The organism is Streptomyces spiroverticillatus, assembly GCA_014650415.1.
Classification (GTDB): Bacteria; Actinomycetota; Actinomycetes; order Streptomycetales; family Streptomycetaceae; genus Streptomyces; species Streptomyces spiroverticillatus.
On sequence record BMUX01000007.1, the window covers coordinates 163,520 to 184,645 of the forward strand.

18 protein-coding genes and 1 tRNA gene are annotated in these 21,126 nt (G+C 71.2%); 11 read left to right on the top strand and 8 right to left on the bottom strand.

What is annotated here, in order from left to right; translation table 11 throughout:
• Positions 1 to 265: 265 nt before the first annotated feature.
• The 5 genes from IE269_RS20180 to IE269_RS20200 are packed head-to-tail and all read left to right on the top strand — an operon-like array spanning position 266 to position 6,209.
• Positions 266 to 1,801, top strand: a complete 1,536-nt coding sequence (locus tag IE269_RS20180) for a sugar ABC transporter ATP-binding protein (RefSeq protein WP_189824442.1) — start codon at positions 266 to 268, stop codon at positions 1,799 to 1,801.
• Positions 1,798 to 2,808, top strand: a complete 1,011-nt coding sequence (locus IE269_RS20185) for an ABC transporter permease (RefSeq protein ID WP_189824443.1) — start codon at positions 1,798 to 1,800, stop codon at positions 2,806 to 2,808. The genes IE269_RS20180 and IE269_RS20185 overlap by 4 nt, the downstream gene beginning before the upstream one ends.
• A gap of 56 nt (positions 2,809 to 2,864) precedes the next feature.
• Positions 2,865 to 3,950 carry a substrate-binding domain-containing protein gene (locus tag IE269_RS20190; protein ID WP_189824444.1) on the top strand — a complete coding sequence of 362 codons (1,086 nt, stop codon included), beginning with the start codon at positions 2,865 to 2,867 and terminating at the stop codon, positions 3,948 to 3,950.
• Between the two features lie 50 nt (positions 3,951 to 4,000).
• Complete coding sequence (locus tag IE269_RS20195; protein ID WP_189824445.1) at positions 4,001 to 5,188, top strand: Gfo/Idh/MocA family protein; 1,188 nt, start codon at positions 4,001 to 4,003, stop codon at positions 5,186 to 5,188.
• Between the two features lie 13 nt (positions 5,189 to 5,201).
• Complete coding sequence (locus tag IE269_RS20200; RefSeq protein ID WP_189824446.1) at positions 5,202 to 6,209, top strand: sugar phosphate isomerase/epimerase family protein; 1,008 nt, start codon at positions 5,202 to 5,204, stop codon at positions 6,207 to 6,209.
• A gap of 6 nt (positions 6,210 to 6,215) precedes the next feature.
• Here IE269_RS20200 and IE269_RS20205 read toward each other — a convergent pair whose 3' ends face one another.
• On the bottom strand, positions 6,216 to 7,544 hold the full coding sequence (locus IE269_RS20205) for a DUF2254 domain-containing protein (protein WP_229898004.1): 1,329 nt from the start codon (positions 7,542 to 7,544) through the stop codon (positions 6,216 to 6,218).
• A 156-nt stretch (positions 7,545 to 7,700) separates the two neighbouring features.
• Here IE269_RS20205 and IE269_RS20210 point away from each other — a divergent pair, with 156 nt between their 5' ends.
• Positions 7,701 to 8,165: a hypothetical protein gene (locus IE269_RS20210; protein ID WP_229898002.1), complete on the top strand. Its 465-nt coding sequence runs from the start codon at positions 7,701 to 7,703 to the stop codon at positions 8,163 to 8,165.
• 97 nt (positions 8,166 to 8,262) lie between these two features.
• Positions 8,263 to 8,347 (top strand) — tRNA-Leu (locus IE269_RS20215).
• A 97-nt stretch (positions 8,348 to 8,444) separates the two neighbouring features.
• Here IE269_RS20215 and IE269_RS20220 read toward each other — a convergent pair.
• On the bottom strand, positions 8,445 to 9,161 hold the full coding sequence (locus tag IE269_RS20220) for a hypothetical protein (RefSeq protein WP_229898000.1): 717 nt from the start codon (positions 9,159 to 9,161) through the stop codon (positions 8,445 to 8,447).
• A 222-nt stretch (positions 9,162 to 9,383) separates the two neighbouring features.
• On the opposite strand from IE269_RS20220, the gene IE269_RS20225 reads away from it, so the two are divergent.
• The 4 genes from IE269_RS20225 (at position 9,384) to fes (ending at position 12,891) form a co-directional block, all read left to right on the top strand.
• Positions 9,384 to 9,593, top strand: a complete 210-nt coding sequence (locus IE269_RS20225; protein ID WP_189824447.1) for a hypothetical protein — start codon at positions 9,384 to 9,386, stop codon at positions 9,591 to 9,593.
• 130 nt (positions 9,594 to 9,723) lie between these two features.
• Complete coding sequence (locus tag IE269_RS20230) at positions 9,724 to 10,593, top strand: JmjC domain-containing protein (RefSeq protein WP_189824448.1); 870 nt, start codon at positions 9,724 to 9,726, stop codon at positions 10,591 to 10,593.
• 24 nt (positions 10,594 to 10,617) lie between these two features.
• Positions 10,618 to 11,550: a JmjC domain-containing protein gene (locus IE269_RS20235; RefSeq protein WP_189824449.1), complete on the top strand. Its 933-nt coding sequence runs from the start codon at positions 10,618 to 10,620 to the stop codon at positions 11,548 to 11,550.
• Between the two features lie 84 nt (positions 11,551 to 11,634).
• On the top strand, positions 11,635 to 12,891 hold the full coding sequence (fes, locus tag IE269_RS20240) for an enterochelin esterase (RefSeq protein ID WP_189824450.1): 1,257 nt from the start codon (positions 11,635 to 11,637) through the stop codon (positions 12,889 to 12,891).
• 40 nt (positions 12,892 to 12,931) lie between these two features.
• Here the strand turns inward: fes and IE269_RS20245 are convergent, their stop codons facing one another.
• From IE269_RS20245 to IE269_RS20270, 6 genes are all read right to left on the bottom strand, one after another.
• Positions 12,932 to 13,123, bottom strand: a complete 192-nt coding sequence (locus tag IE269_RS20245) for an MbtH family NRPS accessory protein (protein WP_189824451.1) — start codon at positions 13,121 to 13,123, stop codon at positions 12,932 to 12,934.
• Positions 13,120 to 17,040 carry a non-ribosomal peptide synthetase gene (locus IE269_RS20250; RefSeq protein ID WP_189824452.1) on the bottom strand — a complete coding sequence of 1,307 codons (3,921 nt, stop codon included), beginning with the start codon at positions 17,038 to 17,040 and terminating at the stop codon, positions 13,120 to 13,122. Before IE269_RS20250 ends, IE269_RS20245 begins: the two co-directional genes overlap by 4 nt.
• A complete protein-coding gene (locus IE269_RS20255) occupies positions 17,037 to 17,285 on the bottom strand; it encodes a phosphopantetheine-binding protein (RefSeq protein WP_189824453.1) in 249 nt (82 codons plus the stop codon). The genes IE269_RS20250 and IE269_RS20255 overlap by 4 nt, the downstream gene beginning before the upstream one ends.
• Positions 17,286 to 17,289: 4 nt before the next feature.
• Positions 17,290 to 17,922, bottom strand: a complete 633-nt coding sequence (locus tag IE269_RS20260) for an isochorismatase family protein (protein ID WP_189824454.1) — start codon at positions 17,920 to 17,922, stop codon at positions 17,290 to 17,292.
• A gap of 86 nt (positions 17,923 to 18,008) precedes the next feature.
• Entirely contained in the window at positions 18,009 to 19,670 is a 1,662-nt protein-coding gene (locus IE269_RS20265; protein WP_189824455.1) for a (2,3-dihydroxybenzoyl)adenylate synthase, read from the bottom strand.
• Positions 19,671 to 19,969: 299 nt separating this feature from the next.
• Positions 19,970 to 20,974, bottom strand: a complete 1,005-nt coding sequence (locus IE269_RS20270) for an ABC transporter substrate-binding protein (RefSeq protein WP_229897998.1) — start codon at positions 20,972 to 20,974, stop codon at positions 19,970 to 19,972.
• Positions 20,975 to 21,126 lie beyond the last annotated feature (152 nt).

Sequence of the window (21,126 nt, forward strand, 5' to 3'; positions counted from 1 at the left end):
CCCCTTCTTCCACCTGGCTCCCCTCGGGCGACGCCCCCTCTTCCGCCCAGCCCCCTTGGGCGGACCGCCCCCTTTCCGCCGCCGTCCCCTTGGGCGGCGGGGCCCCCGGGGCGGAACGGGCGGGCAAGGGGGCGGCCCGCCCGATCCGGGCCCACCCGGACACCGCCCCCTGCCCGCACCACCAAGCACCGGCCCACCCCCGCCCAGCCCCACCACCCCGCACCCCCCCCGACCCCGTACCCCACCACCCGCCCGAGGGGACCTCATGCCACCCGACCCCGCACCCCCACCCACCCCCCTCCTCACCATGTCCCGCATCACCAAGACCTTCCCCGGCGTCCGCGCCCTCGACGGCGTCGACCTCGAAGTCCGCCCCGCCGAAGTCCACTGCCTCCTCGGCCAGAACGGCGCCGGAAAGTCCACCCTCATCAAGGTCCTCGCCGGCGCCCACCACCCCGACAGCGGGCGGATCACCTGGGCCGGAGAGACCGTCACCCTCAAGTCCCCGACCGCCGCCATGCGCCTCGGCATCGCCACCATCTACCAGGAGCTCGACCTCGTCGAAGGCCTCTCCGTCGCGGAGAACGTCCACCTCGGCCACGAGCCCACCACCGCCGGCTTCCTCGTACGCCGCCGCACCGCCCGCACCACGACCGCCGCCCTCCTCACCCGCCTCGGCCACCCCGAGATCGACCCGAACCGCCTGGTCGGCACCCTCTCCGCCGCCCAGCAGCAGATCGTCTCGATGGCCCGCGCCCTCTCCCACGACGTGCGCCTCATCGTGATGGACGAGCCGTCCGCCGCCCTCGACCCCGACGAGGTCGACAACCTCTTCCGGACTGTTGCCTCCCTCACCGCCGACGGGGTCGCCGTCGTCTACATCTCGCACCGCCTGGAGGAGATCCGCCGCATCGGCGACCGCGTCACCGTCCTCAAGGACGGCCGCGCCGTGGCCGTCGGCCTTCCCGCCAGGTCCACCCCCACCCGCGACATCGTCGCCCTGATGACCGGTCGCGACGTCGCCTACGCCTTCCCGGACCGCCCCGCACCCCAGGACCGCCCCGGAACCCCCGCCCTCCACGTCCAAGGCCTGTGCCGCACGGGTGAGTTCGAGCCGCTCGACCTCACCGTCCACCCCGGCGAGATCGTCGGCCTGGCCGGTCTCGTGGGCTCCGGCCGCTCCGAGATCCTGGAGACGATCTACGGGGCCCGCAAGCCGACCGCCGGGCAAGTGGCCGTCGACGGGAGGCAGTTACGTGCCGGAAGCGTCAGAGCCGCAGTGCGCGCGGGCATCGGACTCGCCCCCGAGGAGCGCAAGGCGCAGGCCCTCCTGATGCTGGAGTCCGTCACCCGCAACGTCTCCGTCTCGACCCTCTCCCGCTTCTCCCGCGCAGGCTGGCTCGACCGCCGCGCCGAACGCATCGCCGCCCAACAGGCCACCCGCGAAATATCGTTGCGCCCCGACAACCCCGACGCCCACGTCCGCACCCTCTCCGGCGGCAATCAGCAGAAGGCCGTCCTCGCCCGCTGGCTGCTGCGCGGCTGCAAGGTCCTCCTCCTGGACGAGCCCACCCGGGGCGTCGACGTCGGCGCCCGCGCCGAGCTGTACGCGGTCGTCCGCCGCCTCGCCGACGAAGGCCTCGCCGTACTCCTCGTCTCCAGCGAAGTCCCCGAAGTCCTCGGCCTCGCCGACCGCGTACTCGTCCTGCGCGAAGGCCGCCTCGTCCACACCTCGCCCGCCCGTGAACTCGACGAACACCGTGTGCTCGACCTCGTGATGGAAGGGAGCCCCGCCCCATGACCCCGCCCGACCTGACCAAGGCGGCACCGGCTCAAGTCGCTGCCAAAGAGACTGCAAGCAAAGGGAGTTCACGCCTCGACGTCCGCAACCTCTCCCTCCTCGGAGTCCTCGCCGTCCTGATCGCGGTCGGCGGCATCACCAAGCCCGAACAGTTCCTGGACACGGGGAACCTCCAACTCGTCCTCACCCAGGCCTCGGTGATCGGCGTCGTCACCGTCGGCATGACCTTCGTCATCACCAGCGGCGGCATCGACCTCTCCGTCGGTGCGATCGTCGCCCTCGCCTCCGTCTGGGCGACCACCGTCGCCACCCAGGAGTACGGTTTCGCGGGCATCCTCTTCACCGCCGTGCTCGTCGGCACCGCCTGCGGACTCGTCAACGGTGTGCTCATCGCGTACGGCAGGCTGGTGCCGTTCATCGCCACCCTCGCCATGCTGGCCGCCGCCCGCGGTCTCGCCCTCCAGATCACCGAGGGCCGCACCCAGATGGTCACCGTGAACTCCGTGCTCGACCTGGGCCTGCCCGACGCGTACGTCCTCGGCATCCCGCCGCTGGTCCTCGTCTTCGCGGCGGTCACCGTCGTCGGCCGGCTGCTCCTGAACCGCACCACCTTCGGCCGCCGCACCGTCGCCGTCGGCGGCAACGCCGAAGCGGCCCGGCTCGCCGGCATCGACGTACGCCGCCAGCGTCTCTACCTCTACCTGCTCTCCGGCCTGTGCTGCGGGATCGCCGCCTTCCTGCTGATCGTCCTGTCCGGCTCGGGCCAGAACACCAACGGGAATCTGTACGAGCTCGACGCCATCGCCGCCGCGATCATCGGCGGCACCCTGCTCACCGGAGGGCGCGGCACCATCGTCGGCTCCGTGCTCGGCGTGCTCGTCTTCACCACGATCACCAACATCTTCGCCCTGAACAACCTCCAGAGCGACGTCCAGCAGATCGCCAAGGGGGCGATCATCGTCGCCGCCGTACTGGTCCAGCGCCGCACCGCACACGACGGCACCTAGCAACAGCCTTATCCCGCAACCAAGTTGACCACTCAGCCCGAAGGGTCGCCCCAGCCATGCCAAAAACACCCGACTCCGCCCGATCCGACACCGCCGCCCGGCCCGGAAGCACCCGCCGCGGCCTCCTCTTCGGCGGGGCCGCCGTCTCCGCGACCGCCCTCCTCGCCGCCTGCACCAGCAACGAGCCCACCAAGAAGGACAAAACCCCCGCCACCGACAACCGGCCCGCCGCCGACTCCGCACCCGGCAAGAAGGTCACCATCGGCTTCGCCGGACCCCAGGCCGACCACGGCTGGCTCAACGCCATCAACGAGAACGCCCGCAACCGCGCCAAGAAGTACGCCGACGTCACCCTCGACATCACCGAGGGCTCCAACGACACCGCCGCCCAGATCGGCCAGATCCAGACCCTCATCAACAAGAAGGTCGACGTCCTGGTCATCCTCCCCACCGACGGCAAGGCCCTCACCCAGACCGGCCTCGCCGCGATGAAGGCGGGCATCCCCGTCATCAACCTGGACCGCGCCTTCGCCTCCCCGCAGGCCTCCCGCTGCTACGTCGGCGGCGACAACTACGGCATGGGACTCAACGCGGGCCGCTACATCGGCGAGAAACTCAAGGGGAAGGCGGGCGCCAAGGTCGTCGAACTCGCCGGCATCGACAGCCTGGAGCTGACCCGCCTCCGCACCCAGGGCTTCGACGACGCCCTCAAGAACTACCCCAACATCACCAAGGTGGCCCGCCAGGCCGCCGAGTTCACCGTTGAGTCCGGGCAGGCCAAGATGGCCCAACTCCTCCAGGCCCAGCCCCAGTTCGACGCGCTCTGGAACCACGACGACGACCAGGGCGTCGGTGCGCTGCGCGCCATCGCGCAGGCGGGCCGCAAGGACTTCCTGATGGTCGGCGGTGCCGGAGCCAAGTCCGCCATGGACGCCATCAAGGCCGACAACTCCGTCCTCAAGGCCACCGTCCTCTACCCGCCGACCATGTCCGCCTCCGCCATCGACCTGGCCCGCGCTCTCGGCCAGGGCAAGGGCATCGGAGGCATCGCCGAACTGGAGATCCCCGCCTCGCTGACCCTCTACTCCGCCGTCGTCACCCGGGAGAACGTCGACGACTACCTCCCCACGGGCTTCAACTGACCCGTCCTGCAAGCGAGTTGACCCGTACGCGACGGACAAGGAGAGACCGGATGGAACACTCCGCACCCACCCCCCTCCGCGCCCCGGCCATCGGTGCCCCGACCCTCGGTGTCGGCATGGTCGGATACGCGTTCATGGGTGCCGCCCACTCCCAGGGCTGGCGCACCGTGGGCCGCGTCTTCGACCTGCCCGCCCGCCCGGCCCTGGCCGCCGTGTGCGGCCGCGACCGCGACGCCGTACGCGCCATGGCCGACCGGCACGGCTGGGCGGCGGCCGAGACCGACTGGCGGGCTCTGATAGCCCGCGACGACGTGGACATCGTCGACATCTGTACCCCCGGCGACAGCCACGCCGAAATCGCCGTCGCCGCCCTGGAAGCGGGCAAGCACGTCCTGTGCGAGAAACCCCTCGCCAACACCGTCGAAGAGGCCCGCGCGATGACAGAAGCTGCCCAACGTGCCTCGTCACGGGGCCAGTTGGCGATGGTCGGCTTCAACTACCGTCGCGTCCCGGCCCTCTCGTACGCCCGCACCCTCGTCGCCGAGGGTCGCATCGGCGCGCTGCGGCACATCCGGGCCGCGTACCGCCAGGACTGGCTCGTCGACCCGGTCGCCCCCATGACCTGGCGGCTCCAACGGGACCGCGCGGGCTCCGGCGCCCTCGGCGACCTCGGCGCCCACCTGGTGGACCTCGCCCAGTACCTGGCGGGGGAGGAGCTGACAGGCGTCTCCGCGCTCACCGAGACGTTCGTACGCCACCGGCCCGACCCGGAGACGGGCTCCCGCCGCGCCGAGGTGACCGTCGACGACGCCGCCCTGTTCACCGGCCGCCTGGCCTCCGGAGCGCTGGCCTCCTTCGAGGCGACCCGCATGGCGGCCGGCCGCAAGAACTCCCTCCGTATCGAACTCAACGGCGAGAAGGGCTCGTTGGCCTTCGACCTGGAACGCCTCAACGAACTCGCCTTCCACGACCACACCGAACCCGCCCACACCGCGGGCTTCCGCCGCATCCTGGTCACCGAACCCGGCCACCCCTACCTGAAGGCCTGGTGGCCGCCCGGCCACGGGCTCGGCTACGAGCACACCTTCGTCCACCAGGCCCGCGACCTGCTCACCGCCATCGCCACCGGCACCCCCGTCGCCCCGACCTTCGCCGACGGTCTCCAGGTGCAGCGGGTGCTCGCCGCCGTGGAGGAGAGTGCCGAGAAGAACGCCGCCTACACATCCGTACCCCTCTGAGGAGGAAGCCACGATGCCCCGCCCCTTCACCCTCTTCACCGGCCAGTGGGCCGACCTCCCCCTCGAAGAAGTCTGCTCGTACGCCCGCGACTTCGGCTACGACGGCCTCGAACTCGCCTGCTGGGGCGACCACTTCGAAGTCGACAAGGCCCTCACCGACCCCACCTACCTCGACTCCCGCCACACCCTCCTCGCCAAGTACGGCCTCAAGTGCTGGGCGATCTCGAACCACTTGGTCGGCCAGGCCGTCTGCGACGCCATCATCGACGAACGCCACCAGGCGATCCTGCCGCCCCGCATCTGGGGCGACGGCGAACCCGAGGGCGTACGCCGGCGGGCCGCCCAGGAGATGGCCGACACCGCCCGCGCGGCCGCCGCCTTCGGAGTCCGTACGGTCATCGGCTTCACCGGCTCCGCCATCTGGCACCTGGTCGCGATGTTCCCGCCCGTACCCGAGACGATGATCGAACGCGGCTACACGGACTTCGCCGACCGCTGGAACCCGATCCTCGACGTCTTCGACGCCGAGGGCGTCCGCTTCGCCCACGAGGTCCACCCCGGCGAGATCGCCTACGACTACTGGTCCACCCGCCGCACCCTCGAAGCGATCGGCCACCGCCCCGCCTTCGGCCTGAACTTCGACCCCTCGCACTTCGTCTGGCAGGACCTCGACCCGGTTGGCTTCCTGCTCGACTTCCGCGACCGGATCTACCACGTCGACTGCAAGGAGGCCCGCACCCGCTTCGACGGACGCAACGGCCGCCTCGGCTCCCACCTCCCCTGGGGCGACCCCCGCCGAGGCTGGGACTTCGTCTCCGCCGGCCACGGCAACGTCCCCTGGGAGGACATCTTCCGCACCCTGCGCGCGCTCTCCTACGACGGCCCGATCTCGGTCGAGTGGGAGGACGCGGGCATGGACCGCCTGGCCGGAGCCCCGGAGGCCCTCACCCACCTCAAACGCTTCGACTTCCCCCCGCCGGCCGCCTCCTTCGACGCGGCCTTCGGTACGGGACCGGCCTGACCCTCGCTACCCGATCCCCTGCCGGTCCGCCGTCAGCGCGAACTCCCGGTCCGCCGCATCCGGCGCCGTGCGCTCCACGACGTCCACCAGGAGCGCACGGTGCCGCTCCAGCACCTCCCGCCGCCCCTCGGGCGCCAGCAGCAACAGGTCGTCCAGCCCGGCCATCATCCGCCGCGACACCTGCGGATTGCCCGCCACGACCCCACGGATCTCGGTGAACGCCAGATCCACCAGATCCGCCCACCCCGGCACGTCCTGCACGAACCGCACCTGCAACTGCCCGTCCCGGTGCCGCAGCGCCCCGAGCGGCAGCTCCACCGCCACCGCCAGGAACTGCACGATCCGGTCCAGGGCCTGCACGGCGGTCGTCGGGTCGTTCACGGCCGGCGACAGCGCCCGCAGCGCAATGTCCGCGAGCTGCCGCAGTCCGAACCCGAGATCCTGGTGGAACGTTCGCTCCACCCCCACGGACACGGACCTCCGCACCGCCTTCTCCGTCACCCCCTCCCCACCGTGCACGGCGATCACGGGAGTCCCGGGCACCACGAAGTCCCCGATCCGCGGAATGAGCCGCAGCACGGCCCCCCGCCGCCGCGCCACCCGCATCAGCCGCGCGATGTCCACGTCCCGCAGCACCCCGGCCCGCCCGCGATAGGCGAACCGTGCGGTCTCCGGACCCAGCACCACGTCCTCGTCCCACTCCCGCTCCTGCTTGCGCAGCGTCGCCAGCGAAGCCCGGCTGATCCGGTCGATGACATGGCTGACCCGCATCAGCCGCAGCGTGGAGTTCACGTACGCGATGAACAGCATCAGGCTGAGCGCCACCATCGCCATGGTCAGCAGGCTCTGCACCACCGGGACGGTCTCGACCTTCTCCGGGTCGGTCTCCCCGTCGTAGGCGGCCAGCACCAGCAGCGACAGCACGAACGTCGCCAGGAACACGGAGAAGGTCAGCTTGGTGATCCGGCTCCGCACGAAGATCCGCACCACCCGCGGACTGAACTGCCCGCTGGCCATCTGCACGGCGACCAGCGAGATGCTGAAGACCACACCGATGAAGGTCATCATCGCGGAGCTGACGGTCGTGATGATCGTCTTGGCGTCCTCGGCGAACCCGACGAGCCTGCCGATCTCCTCGTACGCCCGCTCCTCCCGCAGGGCGTCCATGACCGCCACGTCGACGCCGGAGGCCACGAACCACAGGAACATCACCCCCACGAGCCCTGCGGCCGGGGCGAACCAGAAGGTGTCCCGTAGGTGCTCCCGCAGCGGCGAAAGGGCCCGTGGCCTGCGATAACGCGGTGGGCTCTGCGCGCCCGGCTCCTGAGTGCTCACCCCGCGAGGCTAGGACGCCCCCGACCCCCTAGGTGCTCACCTCTCCGGATGCCACCTCAGTCGTACGTACAACGGTCCTCCGGTCTGACCCGATCGGCCGAACCCGCCCCAAGGATGGAATCACCACCCCAACCCCCCACCTCCCCGGAGCACCTCATGAAGCCCGCCGTCCTCGTCACCGCCACCGCAACCCTCGCCGGAACCGCCTTCCTGGCCTTCGTCGCGGCCCCGGCCGCCTACGACTGGTTCGACGGCCGCCACCAGGAGTCCGCCTCCTACGCCACCGGCACCGCCGCGAAGGAGGCCCGCCCCTCGGTCCCGCGCTGGCTCCCCGACACGGCCGCCGACATCTCGTACACGATGAAGACCACCGGCGGCGAACGCCTCCTCAAGGCCAAGCTCCCCACCACCCCCCTCCCTCCCGCCTGCAAGCCCCTCCCCGCCGACCAGAAGCCGAAGGACCCGCAGCTCCAGGCCACGTGGTTCCCCAAGGACACCACCGCCCAGCAGGCCACCCACCGCTGCGACCTCTACTACGCGTACACGGACGGCAACACCCTGTACGCCTGGCAGCACAACGACGACTGGATCGCCTCCAACAAGACGGCCGCAGGCCACTGACCACGCAATACGCAGGTGAAACCCACCCCGAACCCCTGGTATTGTTTTCCATGTCGGAACGGGACAGCACAAAAAACCCCGGAACGACAGACACCTTGTCCGGGTGGCGGAATGGCAGACGCGCTAGCTTGAGGTGCTAGTGCCCTTTATCGGGCGTGGGGGTTCAAGTCCCCCCTCGGACACCGAGTGAAAGACCCCCAGAGCTTCTGGGGGTCTTTCGCGTTGTCCGGGGCGGTCAGTGTTTCCCGGTGCCGACACCGGTGTCGGTGAAGGTGGAGATCAGGGCCCTGCGCAGGCGGTGGATGAACTCCTGCTCGCGGGGGGCGAAGGCGGGGTACTCGTCGGCGAAGTGGTGCCATTCGACGTAGCGGAGCGCGTCGTCCAGGTCCGGGCCGGCGACGCGCTGTCGAGCAGGACGTACTCGCGCTCGACGTCGATCACCTCGTACGGGGTCAGCTCCGCGAGCAGGGTGGTCAGCGCGTGTGCGGCGCGGTCGTTGCCCACGCCGTGGCAGCGCTGGGTGACGAACCGTTCCTGGCGGCCGTCGGACCGCCTGCGGCGTGCGTTGCGCGAGACATGGGCTCCGTGGCGTTCGGCGTGGGTGACCAGGGCGTTGTGGTCGTACGAGAGGGGGAGGAGCAGCTTGATGTGGTGCTCGAAGTGGCGTCCGGTCCCGGGCCCCGCGTCGGGGCCCGCTGTGGCCGCGCCGAGGTCGTCCTGCGGCACCTCCGTGGCCCAGGGGGCGCACTCCACCTTCCACCGGGCCACGGTGAATCCGGCATCGGTCAGTTGAGCGGTCGTCCGCCGTGCTGCGGCGATCTCCGCCGCGTACGTGGGGCGCGTTCCGCGCAGCGTCAGCATGGGCTGATCCGGGCTGCGGCCCCGGTCCAGCGCGATGTGGGTGAACTTCACGCGGTGGGTCCGCGCGGCCGCCCAACGCTCCAGCCTGCGCAGTTCTTCGCCGTGGCACAGCACGGTCAGGTGACTCTCGTACATCGCGACAGGATGGCGTACGGGACGGGGTGGGGCACGCGGATTTCCCTCGGTGCCGACGGGGGCGGCTTCGGCACGGATGCCGTAGGGGAGGCGTCAATACCTGCGGTACGTCGTATGGAACCCATCAGGGGGGCTCCTCAGCGTCGGAAGGCGTGGTGATCATCAGTGCGGGCCACCGGATACGAGTGGTCCAACCCACCTTTCGCACAAGGGAGTTCCCCCATGCAGGTTACCCCGCAGGCCGAGCCCGCGCAGGCCGTCGCCGTCTCGCGACGCAGCCTCGTCTCCAAGCGTGCCGCGCTCTCCGTGGCCGCCGCGGCCGTCGTCGGCGGCGCCATCTTCGCGCCCTCGGCCCTCGCCCAGCCGTCCGGTGCGGCTACCCAGCAGAGCGTCGTCGCCAGGTGCGGCGACTGCTACCCGGACGTCATCTAGTCCCTCCGGCCCCGCCGGTTCGCCGGTGGGGCCAGGGCGTGAGGGGCCGGACGGGACGCCGGACGGCCCCTCACGTGGTGTGAATCCCCCTGTAAGCGATGCATGGCTGAACAAGATCGGAAGGCGGGCCATGGACTGGTTCGGACGCTGTGTGCCCGACCCGGAGGCACTTCTCTCCACGTACTGGCGGAAGGAGCCCGTGCTGTTCCGGCCGGTCGATCCGCCGCTCGACGTCTTCACGGCGGCCGACCGGGACGCCGTGCTCGATGCGGGGCTGCTGCGGGTTCCGTACGCGGGGCTCTACACGGCGCAGGGGCAGATCCCCGACGAGCGTTTCTGTCCGCAGCGCATCGTCACGGGAAAGCCCGTGGACGGGTACGTCGACGGGCAGGCCGTGCGCGATCTCATCAGCAGTGAGCGTGCCACGTTGCAACTGCGGTACATCGATCAGTGGCATCCTCAAGTGCGCTCCCTGGTACGGGACTTCGCCGCTCATTTCGGGCGGTTGGTGGAAGCCTTCTACTTTCATTCGCAGCCCGGCCGGCACGGTCCCGTGCACCGTGACGACGGCGACCTCCTCGCCCTCCAGCTCGGCGGGGCCAAGCACTGGCAGGTGTACGGCGGGCCCGCCGACGGGAACTGGCAGCCGGTCCGCGAGGACGACCCCGGGCCGGTGCTCCTCGACACCGTCGTACGGACAGGTGAAGTGCTGTACGTACCAAGGGGGTTCGCGCACACCGCGGAAGCCGTCGGAGGAGAACCCTCGTCGCACCTCACGGTGGTGATCCGGGAGGCGGGTGCCGACCATCTGCGCACCGCCCTCCTCGCACGGCTCGCGGAAGGGCTCACCCTGCCCGGACGCCCGCTCGACGACGCGGCGCTGCTCGACACCGCCGCCGGCCTCCTCGACCACCTGAGGAAGAGGCTCGCCGACGTCGACCCCCTGGACCTGGTGGCGAGCGCCCGCCCGCACGCCCACAGCAGCCGTCCGACGGCCTGAGCGAAACGGATCGGAATTTCCTTCATGGACTGGCTCGCACGACTCGTGGAAGACGAGACCGCCTTCTTCGCCGACCACTGGCGGAAGGAGCCCGCGCTGTTCCGGCCGGTCGATCCGCCGCTCGACGTCCTCACCGTCGCCGACCTCGACGGCGTACTCGACGCCGGACTGCTCACCGCGCCGTACGCCCAGCTCGTGCACGAGCACGCCACCGTACCGGCGGAACGCTTCTGCACACCGCGCGTCGTCCTCGGTGAAATCACCGAAGGCCACGTCGACGCGGAAGCGGTGCGCCGCATCGTCCACGAGGAGCGCGCGACCCTGCTCCTCCGGTACGTCGACCAGTGGCACACCGGTGTCCGCGCGCTCGCTGATTCGCTCGGCGAGCGGCTGGGGCGGCAGGTCGAGGCGTTCTGTTTCCTCACCCCGCCCGGCACCACCGGGCGTCCCGTGCACCGCGACGACGCCGACGTACTGGCCGTACAACTGCACGGCGCGAAACGCTGGCGGGTGTACGGCGGGCCCGCCGACGGGAACTGGCAGCCCGAGCGGGAGCAGGGCGACCCGGGGCCGCTGCTCCTGGACGCCGTGCTGCGCCCGGGGGAGGTGCTGTACGTGCCCCGCGGGTACGCGCACGCGGCCAGCGCCGTCGGCGAGGAGGAGCCGGGTGCGGAGTCCTCCGTCCACCTCTCGTTCACCGTGCGCGAGGCGGGAACCGCCCAGCTCTACGCCCTGAGCAGCGCCCTCCTGGTGGCCGAGAGCGGTGATCTGCCCGCGCGGCCCGTCAGCGACGAGGCACTGACCGAGGTGGCGGCCGACCTCATCGCCGCCTTCCGGCGGACCCTCGACGACCTCACACCCGCGGAACTGGTCGAGCTGGCACGGGACGCCATGCGTGCCGAACGCACCGAACCCGCCCCCGTGCGGACGCTGGGCGCCCTGGTCAGAGGGGTGTGAGGCCGCGCTAACGGCTCCGGGCACGCCAAGTAAGGTGAACCTTATTCGGAGATATCGCCGTCGAAGTGTTCGCTGGAGGGCCCCATGCCGCTGACCGCCCCGCCGCCCGTCGGGACCACCCGGCGGCCGCCCCGGATCACCCGGCCGGAGCCCGTGGAGAGGGCGGAGAGCGCGTGGGTGGCGGAGGCCGTCGGGAGCGGCGACTTCTGGGGTGCCGTGCGGGCGGCCGGGGGGTCGCCGGTCGTCGAGGCCGATCCGGCGGGGGACCCCGCCTACCGGGTCGTCACGTTTCTGTGGCGGGGGACGGCCAAGACACGGGCTGTGCTGTGCATGCCGAACAAGATCGTGGATCCGCGCGACATGGGGCACAACCTCATGGAGCACGTGCCGGGGACGGATGTCTGGCACTGGTCGGTGCGCATGCGGGACGACTGGCGGGCCACGTACGGCTTCCACGTGGACGAGGGCGGTGCGCCGCAGGGTGAGGGCGCGGCGTACTGGCCGTGGCTGCGCAGCCGCCCGCAGCGGGCCGACCCGCTCAACACCCGTACGCTGAGCCGCCGTTGGGGCGGTGAGCCCGTCTCGTACGTCGAGCTGCCCGAGGCCCCTCGCGGCGGCGACTGGCAGCGGCGGGACGGGGTCGCGCGCGGGACCGTCAGCGAGCACGTCGTGCGGAGCGGGATCCTCGGGAACGAGCGGCGGGTGCATGTCTACGAGCCGTCCGGCGGCGGCGAGGATCTGCCCCTGCTGGTGCTCATGGACGGCGAGATGTGGCAGCCGGGGCTCGACGTCGCGGCGCTGCTCGACAACCTGATCGCGGAGGGGCGGATTCCGCCGTTGCTGGCGCTGTTGCCGGAGTCGATTGATTCCGATGTGCGGTGGGACGAGCTGGCGTGCAGCGAGAGGTTCGTGGGGTTCCTGGAGCGGGAGTTGTTGCCGTGGGCGGGGGAGCGGTGGTCGGTGACCCGGGATCCGGCGCGGACGGTCGTCGCCGGACAGAGCCTCGGCGGGCTCACCGCCGCGTTCGCCGCTGTGAGCGCGCCTGAGCGGTTTGGGCTGGTGCTGGCCCAGTCGGGGTCGTTCTGGTGGCCGGACGGGCCCGACCTGGAGAGTTCCGAGTGGCTGACCGGGCGGATCGAGGCGGCCGAGCGGCTGCCCGTACGGTTCTGGCTGTCCGTGGGGGAGCAGGAGTGGGTGGCGTTGCCCGCCGCGCGCAGGCTTCGGGACGTGTTGGTGGAGAAGGGGTACGCCGATGCCGCGTACCGGGAGTACAACGGCGGGCACGACTATCTGTGCTGGCGCACCGAACTCGCCGATGGGCTCGTCGAGTTGCTGAAGTAGGTGAGGGGCCGCCACGTGTCGTGGCGGCCCCTCGTCCGTATCAGGCGGGCGGTTCCTGGAGATGTGCCGTGCACTGCCCGTACGGTGCCGGGCCGTACACCGGCGTCCAGCCGTCCGGCGTCTCGCGGAACACCGGCCAGAGCGAGTGCGCGCCGTCCGCGTTGCGCAGGACGAGGTGCGTCGGCTCGCCGGCCGTGTCCTGCTCGGGCGGGTCGAAGGGGGAGTGGGTCATGCGTGGTCCAGCTCCTTCAGGTGGGCGGCGAGCACCGCGCACACCTCGTCCAGCGGGCCCGGCTGTGTCAACTCCGGGTGCAGGCAGTCGATTTCGTCGTTGATGAGCTGTCCCGTGAGATACGGGGCCCACGCGTCCGGCGTCAGCCAGTCCTCCTCGCGCGGCGCGGCGGCCGTGAAGAAGTGCAGGTCGCCGTCGAAGGCGCGGTGGCGGTGGGCCCGCATCAGGCGGGCGTTGTTCACCACGATGTCGACCACGGCGGACAGCGTGGCGTCCGGCAGCCCGGCCAGGGCGCTGCCTTCCCGGTGCAGGGTGGCGAGGACGTCCTCGCGGGTCAGCTCGTCGGTGCGGTCGTAACCGGCCATCCGGAGCAGCGCGGTGAGCGCGTCCGCCTCGGCCGGGATCGCCGAGTCCTGCCACTGGTCGGACGGGTAGGCGTCCATCAGGGCCAGCAACTCGACCTTCTCGCCCGCCTCTTGGAGGCGAACGGCGACCGTGTGCGCCAGCACACCGCCCACCGACCAGCCGATCAGCCGGTACGGGCCGTGCGGGCGCACCGTGCGGATCTGCTCGATGTAGTCGGCGGCCATCTCCTCCATGGTGGAAGGGAGTTGTTCGCCGTCGCCGTGCAGGCCGCGTGCCTGGAGCCCGTAGACGGGCTGCTGCGTGTCGAGGCGGGACAGCAGGCCCGAGTAGCACCAGCTGATGCCGCCCGCCGGGTGGAAGGCGAACAGCGGGGTGCGGTCACCGGTGGCCCGCAGCGGGAGGAGGGTGTCCAGGGCGTGGTCCGACTCCTTGTTGCCCGCGTCCAGTTGGGCGGCGAGCGAGGCGGGCGTCTGGGCCTGGAAGAGGGTGCCGATGGTGAGTTCCGCGCCCAGAGTGTCCCGTACGCGGGCGACCAGGCGGGCCGCGAGGAGCGAGGTGCCGCCGAGGTCGAAGAACGCGTCGTCCACACCGACCCGGGGCACACCCAGGATCTCCGCGAACAGCCGGGTCAGGGTCTCCTCGCGGTGGTTCGCGGGGACACGGCCGCCGTCGGCGGTGGTGCTGAACTCCGGGGCGGGCAGGGCCTTGCGGTCCAGCTTGCCGTTCGGGCTGAGCGGGAAGTCGGCCAGGACCAGGATCGCAACCGGCACCATGTGCTCCGGGAGGGTGCGGGCCAGGCGGGCACGCAGGGCCTCGGGGTCGGGGTGCGCGGCCCCGGCGGCCGGGGTGACGTAGCCGACGAGGCGCTGGTCGCCCGGACGGTCCTCGCGGACCAGGACGCCGGACGCGCCGACCGACGCGTCCTTCGCCAACTCGGCCTCGATCTCGCCGAGTTCGATGCGCTGACCGCGCAGTTTCACCTGGTGGTCGGTGCGGCCCAGGTACTCGATCTCGCCGGACGCCGTCCACCGGGCCAGGTCGCCCGTGCGGTACATACGGGTGCCCGGCGCGCCGTACGGGTCGGCGACGAAACGGGACGCGGTGAGGGCCGGGCGGCCCAGGTAGCCGTCCGCCAACTGCACACCCGCGAGGAAGAGTTCACCGCTGACGCCGGGCGGGCACGGCTGGAGCGCCGCGTCCAGGACGTACAGCCGGGTGTTCCAGACCGGGCGGCCGATCGGGACCGCTCCGGTGCCGTTCGTGTCGCAGGGGTGGTACGTCACGTCGACCGCGGCCTCGGTCGGACCGTACAGGTTGTGCAGCGGCACACCGGGGCCCAGGACGCGGCCGAACTCGCGCACGGTCTCACGGGGGAGCGCCTCGCCGCTGCAGAACACATGGCGCAGGCCCGTGCAGCTCGCGGCGGCGGGCTCGGTCAGGAAGACCTGGAGCATCGACGGCACGAAGTGGCAGGCGGTGACGGCCTGTTCGCGGATCACGCGGGCCAGGTAGGCCGGGTCCTTGTGGCCGCCGGGCTCGGCGACGACCAGCGTCGCGCCCACCCGCAGCGTCCAGAAGAACTCCCACACGGAGACGTCGAAGCCGGACGGGGTCTTCTGCAACACGCGGTCGCCGGGGCCGAGTTCGTACTCGTGCTGCATCCAGCGCAGACGGTTGTCGATCGCCGCGTGGTTGACGACGACGCCCTTGGGGCGGCCCGTCGAACCCGAGGTGTAGATGACGTACGCCCGATCCTGCGGGGTGAGGCCCGGGGCCGGGTTCTCGGTGGTGTACGAGGTGGTGTCCAGCCCGGTGAGGGCGACGACCGGCACGCCGGAGGCCGGGACGCGGTCCGCTCGGTCGGCGATGACACAGGCGGGCTCCGCGTCCGCCAGCATGTACGCGAGCCGGTCCGCCGGGTAGTCCGGGTCGAGCGGCAGGTAGGCCCCGCCCGCCTTGAGGACGGCCAGGAGGGAGACCACCAGGTCGAGGGAGCGGGGCACGGCGACCGCGGCGAGCGCCCCGGGACGTACACCCAACTCGATGAGATGGGCGGCGAGTTGGTTCGCCCGGGTGTTCAGCTCCGCGTACGTCAGGTGCGTGTCGCCGAAGACCAGGGCGGTCGCGTCCGGCGTGCGGGCGGCCTGGTCCTCGATCGGACCGATCAGGGTGGTGGCGGGAACCTGCCGGGCGGTGGCGTTGAACTCGTCCAGGACGAGGGAGAGTTCGGACTCGCGGGCGATGGTGTGTGCGGCGAGCGGGGTGTGCGGGCCGGTGCGGGCGATGCGTTCCAGCAGCTCCAGGAAGCGGGACTGGTGCAGGGCCAGCTCGTCCGGCGCGTACAGGGCCGGGTTGCCGTCGTAGTCGATGCGCAGGCCGGAGCCGTCGGTGCGGTCGTAGACGTTGACGGTGAGGTCCTCGACCGGGCCGGCGGAGAGGTTGTGGGCCTCGGTGCGGGCGCCCGCGAAGGTCAGCCCGTAGTCGAAGGGCATGACGTTGATCAGCGGCCCGACCAGGGAGCGGCCCTCGCCGAGCAGCCCGAGGTCGCGGCGGATGTCCTCGTACCGGTAGCGCTGGTGGCGGCGGGCGGCGCGGATGCCGAGCACCACCTGCCGGGTCAGCTCCGCGAAGGTCGCGTACGGGGTGACGGTCAGGCGCAGCGGCAGCACGTTCATGACCATGCCGGGCACGCGCAGGGCCACCGAGCCCATGCGGCCCATCATCGGCAGGCCGAGCACGACCTCCTCGGTGTGGGTGGCCCGCGAGACGTACAACGCCTGGGCGGCGACGAGGACTTCGGGCCAGGTCGCCTTGATGGACGAGGCCAGTTCGCGCAGCTGGTCGGTGGCGAGCGGCGAGAGGTGGGCGCTGCGGCGGTGGAAGGTCCGCGAGGGCAGCGCGGTGCGGCCGGCGAGGGTCGGGGCCTCCGGGCGGTCCGCGAAGGTGCCGTCCCAGTGGCGGCGGTCCTTGTCGTACGTCCCCGAGACGCGGTAGCCCGCGTCCTCCTCCACCAGGTCGGCGAGCCGGCCGAACGGGCTGTCGGGCGGGGTCTCGCCGGACGCGAGCGCGGTGTAGATCTCGGCGGTGCGGCGGGCGAGGAGGGAGTAGCCGAAGCCGTCCATCACGATGTGGTGGACCCGCTGGTACCACAGCCACCGGTCGTCGCCGACGCGGAAGAGCGCGTGCGCGAAGAGCGGGCCCTCGGCCAGGCCGAAGGGCACGGCGAGGTCGGCGTGCATCCAGGCGTACGCCTCGGAGAAGGGGTTCGCGGAGGTGCGGAGGTCGGCGACGTGCAGGGGGAGTTCGAGGCCGGAGATCTCCAACTGCTCCGGACCGTCGGTCCCTTCGACAATCCGTACGCGCAAGGCGTCGGCCTCGGACACCACCTGACGGAGCGTCCTGGCGAAGACGTCCGGGTCGATCGGGCCGTGGATCTCCAGGCATTCCGCGGTGTTCTGCGCGGGGCTCTCGGGGTCCAGCGCCTGCGCGAACCACATGCCGGACTGGGCGGCGGTCAGCTTCAGACCGGCCGCCGTGGGGGCAGTCGTCATGAGGCCGCCCCCAGGAGCGGGGCCCAGGCCTCGATCGCGGGCTGCTCCGCGAGGTCCACGAAGGACGCGGTGACGCCGTGGTCGCGCCGCCAGCGCTCGACCAGCGTCATGATCCGCATCGAGTCCAGGCCGTAGTCGACCAGGTTCTCGTCCACGGGTATGTCCTCGGGGGCCTCGCCCAGGACGTCGGCGACGTCGACGCGTATCTGATCGACGGTCAGAGAAGTGGGTTCAGTGGCTGACATCGGATCAGATTCCCTTCAGTACGGTGTCGGTGGTGGTGACGACCGCACACCGTCCGGCCGCGTAGCGCAACGCCATGTCGTGGTCCTCGCGGGAGAAGTCCGCGACCGCGTCCGCGACGACGAACGCCTGCACGTCGCGCATCCACGCGTCGGCCGCCGTCATCAGGACGCCGATGTGCGCGTACACACCGACGACCACGAGCTGGTCGCGACCCGCGACGCGCATCCGCTCCTCCAGGTCGGTGCGGACGTACGCGCTGTACTTCCACTTGGTGATGACCGTGTCGCGGGGCTCGGGGGCGACCTCGCCCGCGATGGCCTTCGCGTGCGCGTCGTCCGGCAGACCGGGGCCCCAGAAGTCCTGCTGGAGACCGCGCTCGGCGGGCGACTGGCCGCCGGGCTGCGCGGAGTACATCACCGGGATGCCCGCGTCGCGCGCCGCCTTCGTCAACTGGGCGACATTCGCCAGGAGTTCGTTGGTCGGCGAGGTGTCGGGGGTGTACGCGGTCAGGAAGTGGTTCTGGAGGTCGTGGACGAGCAGAACGGCCCGCTGCGGGTCGACGGTCCACGCGACGCGGTTCTCGGGCAGTTCGTCGGCGGTGGGCATCGCGTAAGGGGCGACGGCGGGCAGGGCCATGGTGGGGGTGGGCCTTTCGGTAGTGCGGGTGCTCGGGACCGGAGCGGTGGTGCGTGGCCCCGAACCGTTCGGCAGAAGGGGAGTGGTCAGTTCTGCGGGGCCGTGGCGATCGAGCGCTGGTCCTTCTTGCTGATCTTGCCGATGCCGGTCTGCGGGAAGGCGGTGACGAACTCGACGAGGTCGGGGACCTTGTACGCGGCCAGGCCCTTCTCCCGTACGAACTTCTTGATCGCCATCGACTTCAGCGGCTCGGCGCCGGCGCGCAGGATCACGTATGCGAGCGTGCGTTCGCCCAGGTAGTCGTCGGGGACGGCGACCAGGGAGACGTCGTGCACCGAGGGGTGGCCGAGGATGATGTTCTCGATCTCCTCGGGGGCGATCTTCTCGCCGCCCCGGTTGATCTGGTCCTTCGCCCGGCCCTCCACGACCAGATGGCCGGTCGGGGTGCGGCGGACGATGTCGCCGGTGCGGTAGAAGCCGTCGGCGGTGAAGGAGCGGGCGTTGTGCTCGGGGGCCCGCCAGTAGCCGCGGATGGTGTACGGGCCGCGGGTGAGGAGGTGGCCGGACTCGCCCTCGGGGACGTCCTCGTCGTTGTCGTCGACGATGCGGATCTCGTCGTCGGCGGAGATCGGGCGGCCCTGGGTGGTGACGATCGTCTCCGGATCGTCGTCCAGGCGCGTGTAGTTGACGAGTCCCTCGGCCATGCCGAACACCTGCTGGAGCGTGCAGCCGAGCGCCGGCCCGACCCGGCGGGCGGCCGACTCGCTGAACTTGGCACCGCCGACCAGGAGGACTTCGAGGCTGGAGAGGTCGTACGGAGTGTTCGGCCCGGCTTCGGTCCATACGAGGGCGAGGGGCGGGACGATGCCCGTGATGGTGACCTTCTCGCGCTCGATGATCGGGAACGCGGTGTCCGGGTCGGGCTGCGGGCACATCACCACACGTCCGCCCGCGTAGAGGACGCCGAGTGAACCGGGGGAGGAGAGCGGGAAGTTGTGGGCGGCGGGGAGGGCGACCAGGTAGACGGAGTCGGCGCTCACGCCGCACAGCTCGTTGGAGCCCCAGAGCGAGTAGATGTAGTCGTCGTGGGTGCGGGGGATCAGCTTGGGTACGCCCGTGCTGCCGCCGGAGAGCTGGAGGAAGGCGAGGTCGGAGGGGGCGGGCTCCGGGGCCTTCAACTCGGTGGCGGGGAGCGGGACTTCGGTGAGGGCGGTGTGCTCGCCCGGGTCGCCGACGACGAAGACCTCGCGGAGGGTGGGGACTTGGGCCTTGACGGTGGCGGCGAGGGTGCGGTGGTCGAAGCCGGCGTGGCGGTCGGGGACGACGTACGCGACGGCTTCGGTGAACTCGCAGAAGTAGTGGATCTCCGTCTCGCGGTGTGCCGGGAGGGCGAAGACGGGGAGCGCGCCGAGGCGGAAGAGGGCGAAGACGACCTCGAAGAACTCGGCGACGTTGGGGAGTTGGACCACGACGCGGTCGCCGTGGGTGACGCCGCGGGAGGCGAAACCGGCGGCGAGTTCGGTGGCGCGGGTGTGGAGGTCGGCGTACGTCCAGGTGCGGTCGCCGTCGGTGATCGCGGGGCGGGTGGGGTGGGACTCGGCGCGTTCGGCGAGCCATCCGGCGAAGGTTTCGCCCTGCCAGTAGCCGGCGGCGCGGTAGCGGGCGGCGGTCTCTTCGGGCCAGGTGGGGGCGTCGCCCTCGGGCCGGGCGGGGGTGGGGGTTTCGGCTTCGGCGGAGGTGTCGGGCACGAGGGGTCCTTGGCAGGTGGGGGTTTCAGGGGTACGGGGCGGGGTGGCGTCCCGTACCCCTGCGTGCGGGTGGGGCTGCGGTGGGCCGGGGCCCGGTCGACGGTGGGCCGGGGTCGGGGCGGGCCGGGGGGTGGGGCGCCTGCCCGGCGCAGGGGGTTCCGCTGTGCCCACCCTCCCCCAAGCTCTCGGCTCCGCTCGAGCAGGGGGTGCCCCCCTCGCCCTGCGGAACGATTGCCCACAGCGGGCGGGGCGAGATTGCCCGCAGCGGGCAGGGTGGGCTCAGCGGTTGGTGGCCCGGACTACTTGGCGGCCATGGCCGTCTTGATGTCGTCGAGGACGGACATCGCGGCCGTGGCGCCGCCCAGGCTGGTCCACTTGGAGCCGTCGATCTCGGTGACGTGCTTGTCCTTGACCGCGCCCAGCTCCTTGTACGCGGGCTTCTCCTTCAGCTCGCCGAAGAGCTTCGCGTCCGGGCCCTTCTGCATCAGCGTGCCGATGAACAGCCAGTCCGCGTCGATCTGCTTCAGGTCCTCGTCGCTGAGCGGCGTCGAGTGGCCCTGGCCCTTCTCGTTCTGGATGCCCGGACGCTTGAAGGCCAGATCCTTCAGGATGTCCGAGATGAACACGCCCTGCTGCATGACCGCGGTGCCCTTGGCCGAGTAGCGGGCCACCGACACGGTCTTGCCCGCGTTGGCGCCGAGCGCCGTCTTCACTTCGCCGACCTTGGTCTCGTACCCCTTGACGAAGGCGGCGGCCTCGTTGGTCTTGCCGAGGACCTTCCCGGTCAGTTCGAGGGACTTCTTCCAGTCCTTCTTCTTGTCGATGGTGACGACGGTCGGGGCTATCGCCTGGAGCTGCTTGAGGACCTGCTTGTCGGCGAGCTGCCCGGCCAGGATCACGTCCGGCTTCGCGGCGAGGACCTTCTCGATGTCCGGGCCGGTCACCGCGCCGACGACCGGGATGCCCTGCGCCTGCTCGGCCAGGTAGCCAGGGGCGCCCTTCTGGCCGCGGCCCGCGGTCAGGCCGACCGGCTTCACCCCGAGCGCGAGCGAGGAGTCTAGGTCCATCTCGCTGAGCACGACGACCTTCTTCGGCGCCTCGGGCACCTTCACCTCGGCGCCCGTGGCGTCCGTGACGGCGACGGTCTTGCCGGCGTTCTTGGCCTGGCCGGAGCCCTTGTCGCCGGAGCCGGAGTCGTCCGAACCGCAGGCGGAGAGGGTGAGGGCGGAGGCCAGGGTGAGGGCCGCCACCGCGGTCAGCCGGGCGCGCGGGGTGAGGGTCGAGGACATGTCCGTGATCTCCATGCTGGTGAGGCGAAGTGTTGCCCGGATCGGAAACCGGACATACGGGGTGACTCGGGGTGTGTCGGGGCATGGCGAACTGTCCCTGCCGCAACAGGGAGTTCACACAGCACCCGACCAGGGGCTCCGTGTCGTGGTTAGGTTAGGCTAACTTC

Bases quoted from the DNA above. Each gene is read 5' to 3' on its own strand.
- IE269_RS20250 (WP_189824452.1), bottom strand. From the start codon at position 17,040: ATGACGACTGCCCCCACGGCGGCCGGTCTGAAGCTGACCGCCGCCCAG.
- IE269_RS20255 (WP_189824453.1), bottom strand. From the start codon at position 17,285: ATGTCAGCCACTGAACCCACTTCTCTGACCGTCGATCAGATACGCGTC.
- fes (WP_189824450.1), top strand. From the start codon at position 11,635: ATGCCGCTGACCGCCCCGCCGCCCGTCGGGACCACCCGGCGGCCGCCC.
- IE269_RS20230 (WP_189824448.1), top strand. From the start codon at position 9,724: ATGGACTGGTTCGGACGCTGTGTGCCCGACCCGGAGGCACTTCTCTCC.
- IE269_RS20220 (WP_229898000.1), bottom strand. From the start codon at position 9,161: ATGTACGAGAGTCACCTGACCGTGCTGTGCCACGGCGAAGAACTGCGC.
- IE269_RS20185 (WP_189824443.1), top strand. From the start codon at position 1,798: ATGACCCCGCCCGACCTGACCAAGGCGGCACCGGCTCAAGTCGCTGCC.
- IE269_RS20180 (WP_189824442.1), top strand. From the start codon at position 266: ATGCCACCCGACCCCGCACCCCCACCCACCCCCCTCCTCACCATGTCC.
- IE269_RS20200 (WP_189824446.1), top strand. From the start codon at position 5,202: ATGCCCCGCCCCTTCACCCTCTTCACCGGCCAGTGGGCCGACCTCCCC.
- IE269_RS20190 (WP_189824444.1), top strand. From the start codon at position 2,865: ATGCCAAAAACACCCGACTCCGCCCGATCCGACACCGCCGCCCGGCCC.
- IE269_RS20225 (WP_189824447.1), top strand. From the start codon at position 9,384: ATGCAGGTTACCCCGCAGGCCGAGCCCGCGCAGGCCGTCGCCGTCTCG.
- IE269_RS20195 (WP_189824445.1), top strand. From the start codon at position 4,001: ATGGAACACTCCGCACCCACCCCCCTCCGCGCCCCGGCCATCGGTGCC.
- IE269_RS20210 (WP_229898002.1), top strand. From the start codon at position 7,701: ATGAAGCCCGCCGTCCTCGTCACCGCCACCGCAACCCTCGCCGGAACC.
- IE269_RS20235 (WP_189824449.1), top strand. From the start codon at position 10,618: ATGGACTGGCTCGCACGACTCGTGGAAGACGAGACCGCCTTCTTCGCC.
- IE269_RS20245 (WP_189824451.1), bottom strand. From the start codon at position 13,123: ATGACCCACTCCCCCTTCGACCCGCCCGAGCAGGACACGGCCGGCGAG.
- IE269_RS20260 (WP_189824454.1), bottom strand. From the start codon at position 17,922: ATGGCCCTGCCCGCCGTCGCCCCTTACGCGATGCCCACCGCCGACGAA.
- IE269_RS20270 (WP_229897998.1), bottom strand. From the start codon at position 20,974: ATGGAGATCACGGACATGTCCTCGACCCTCACCCCGCGCGCCCGGCTG.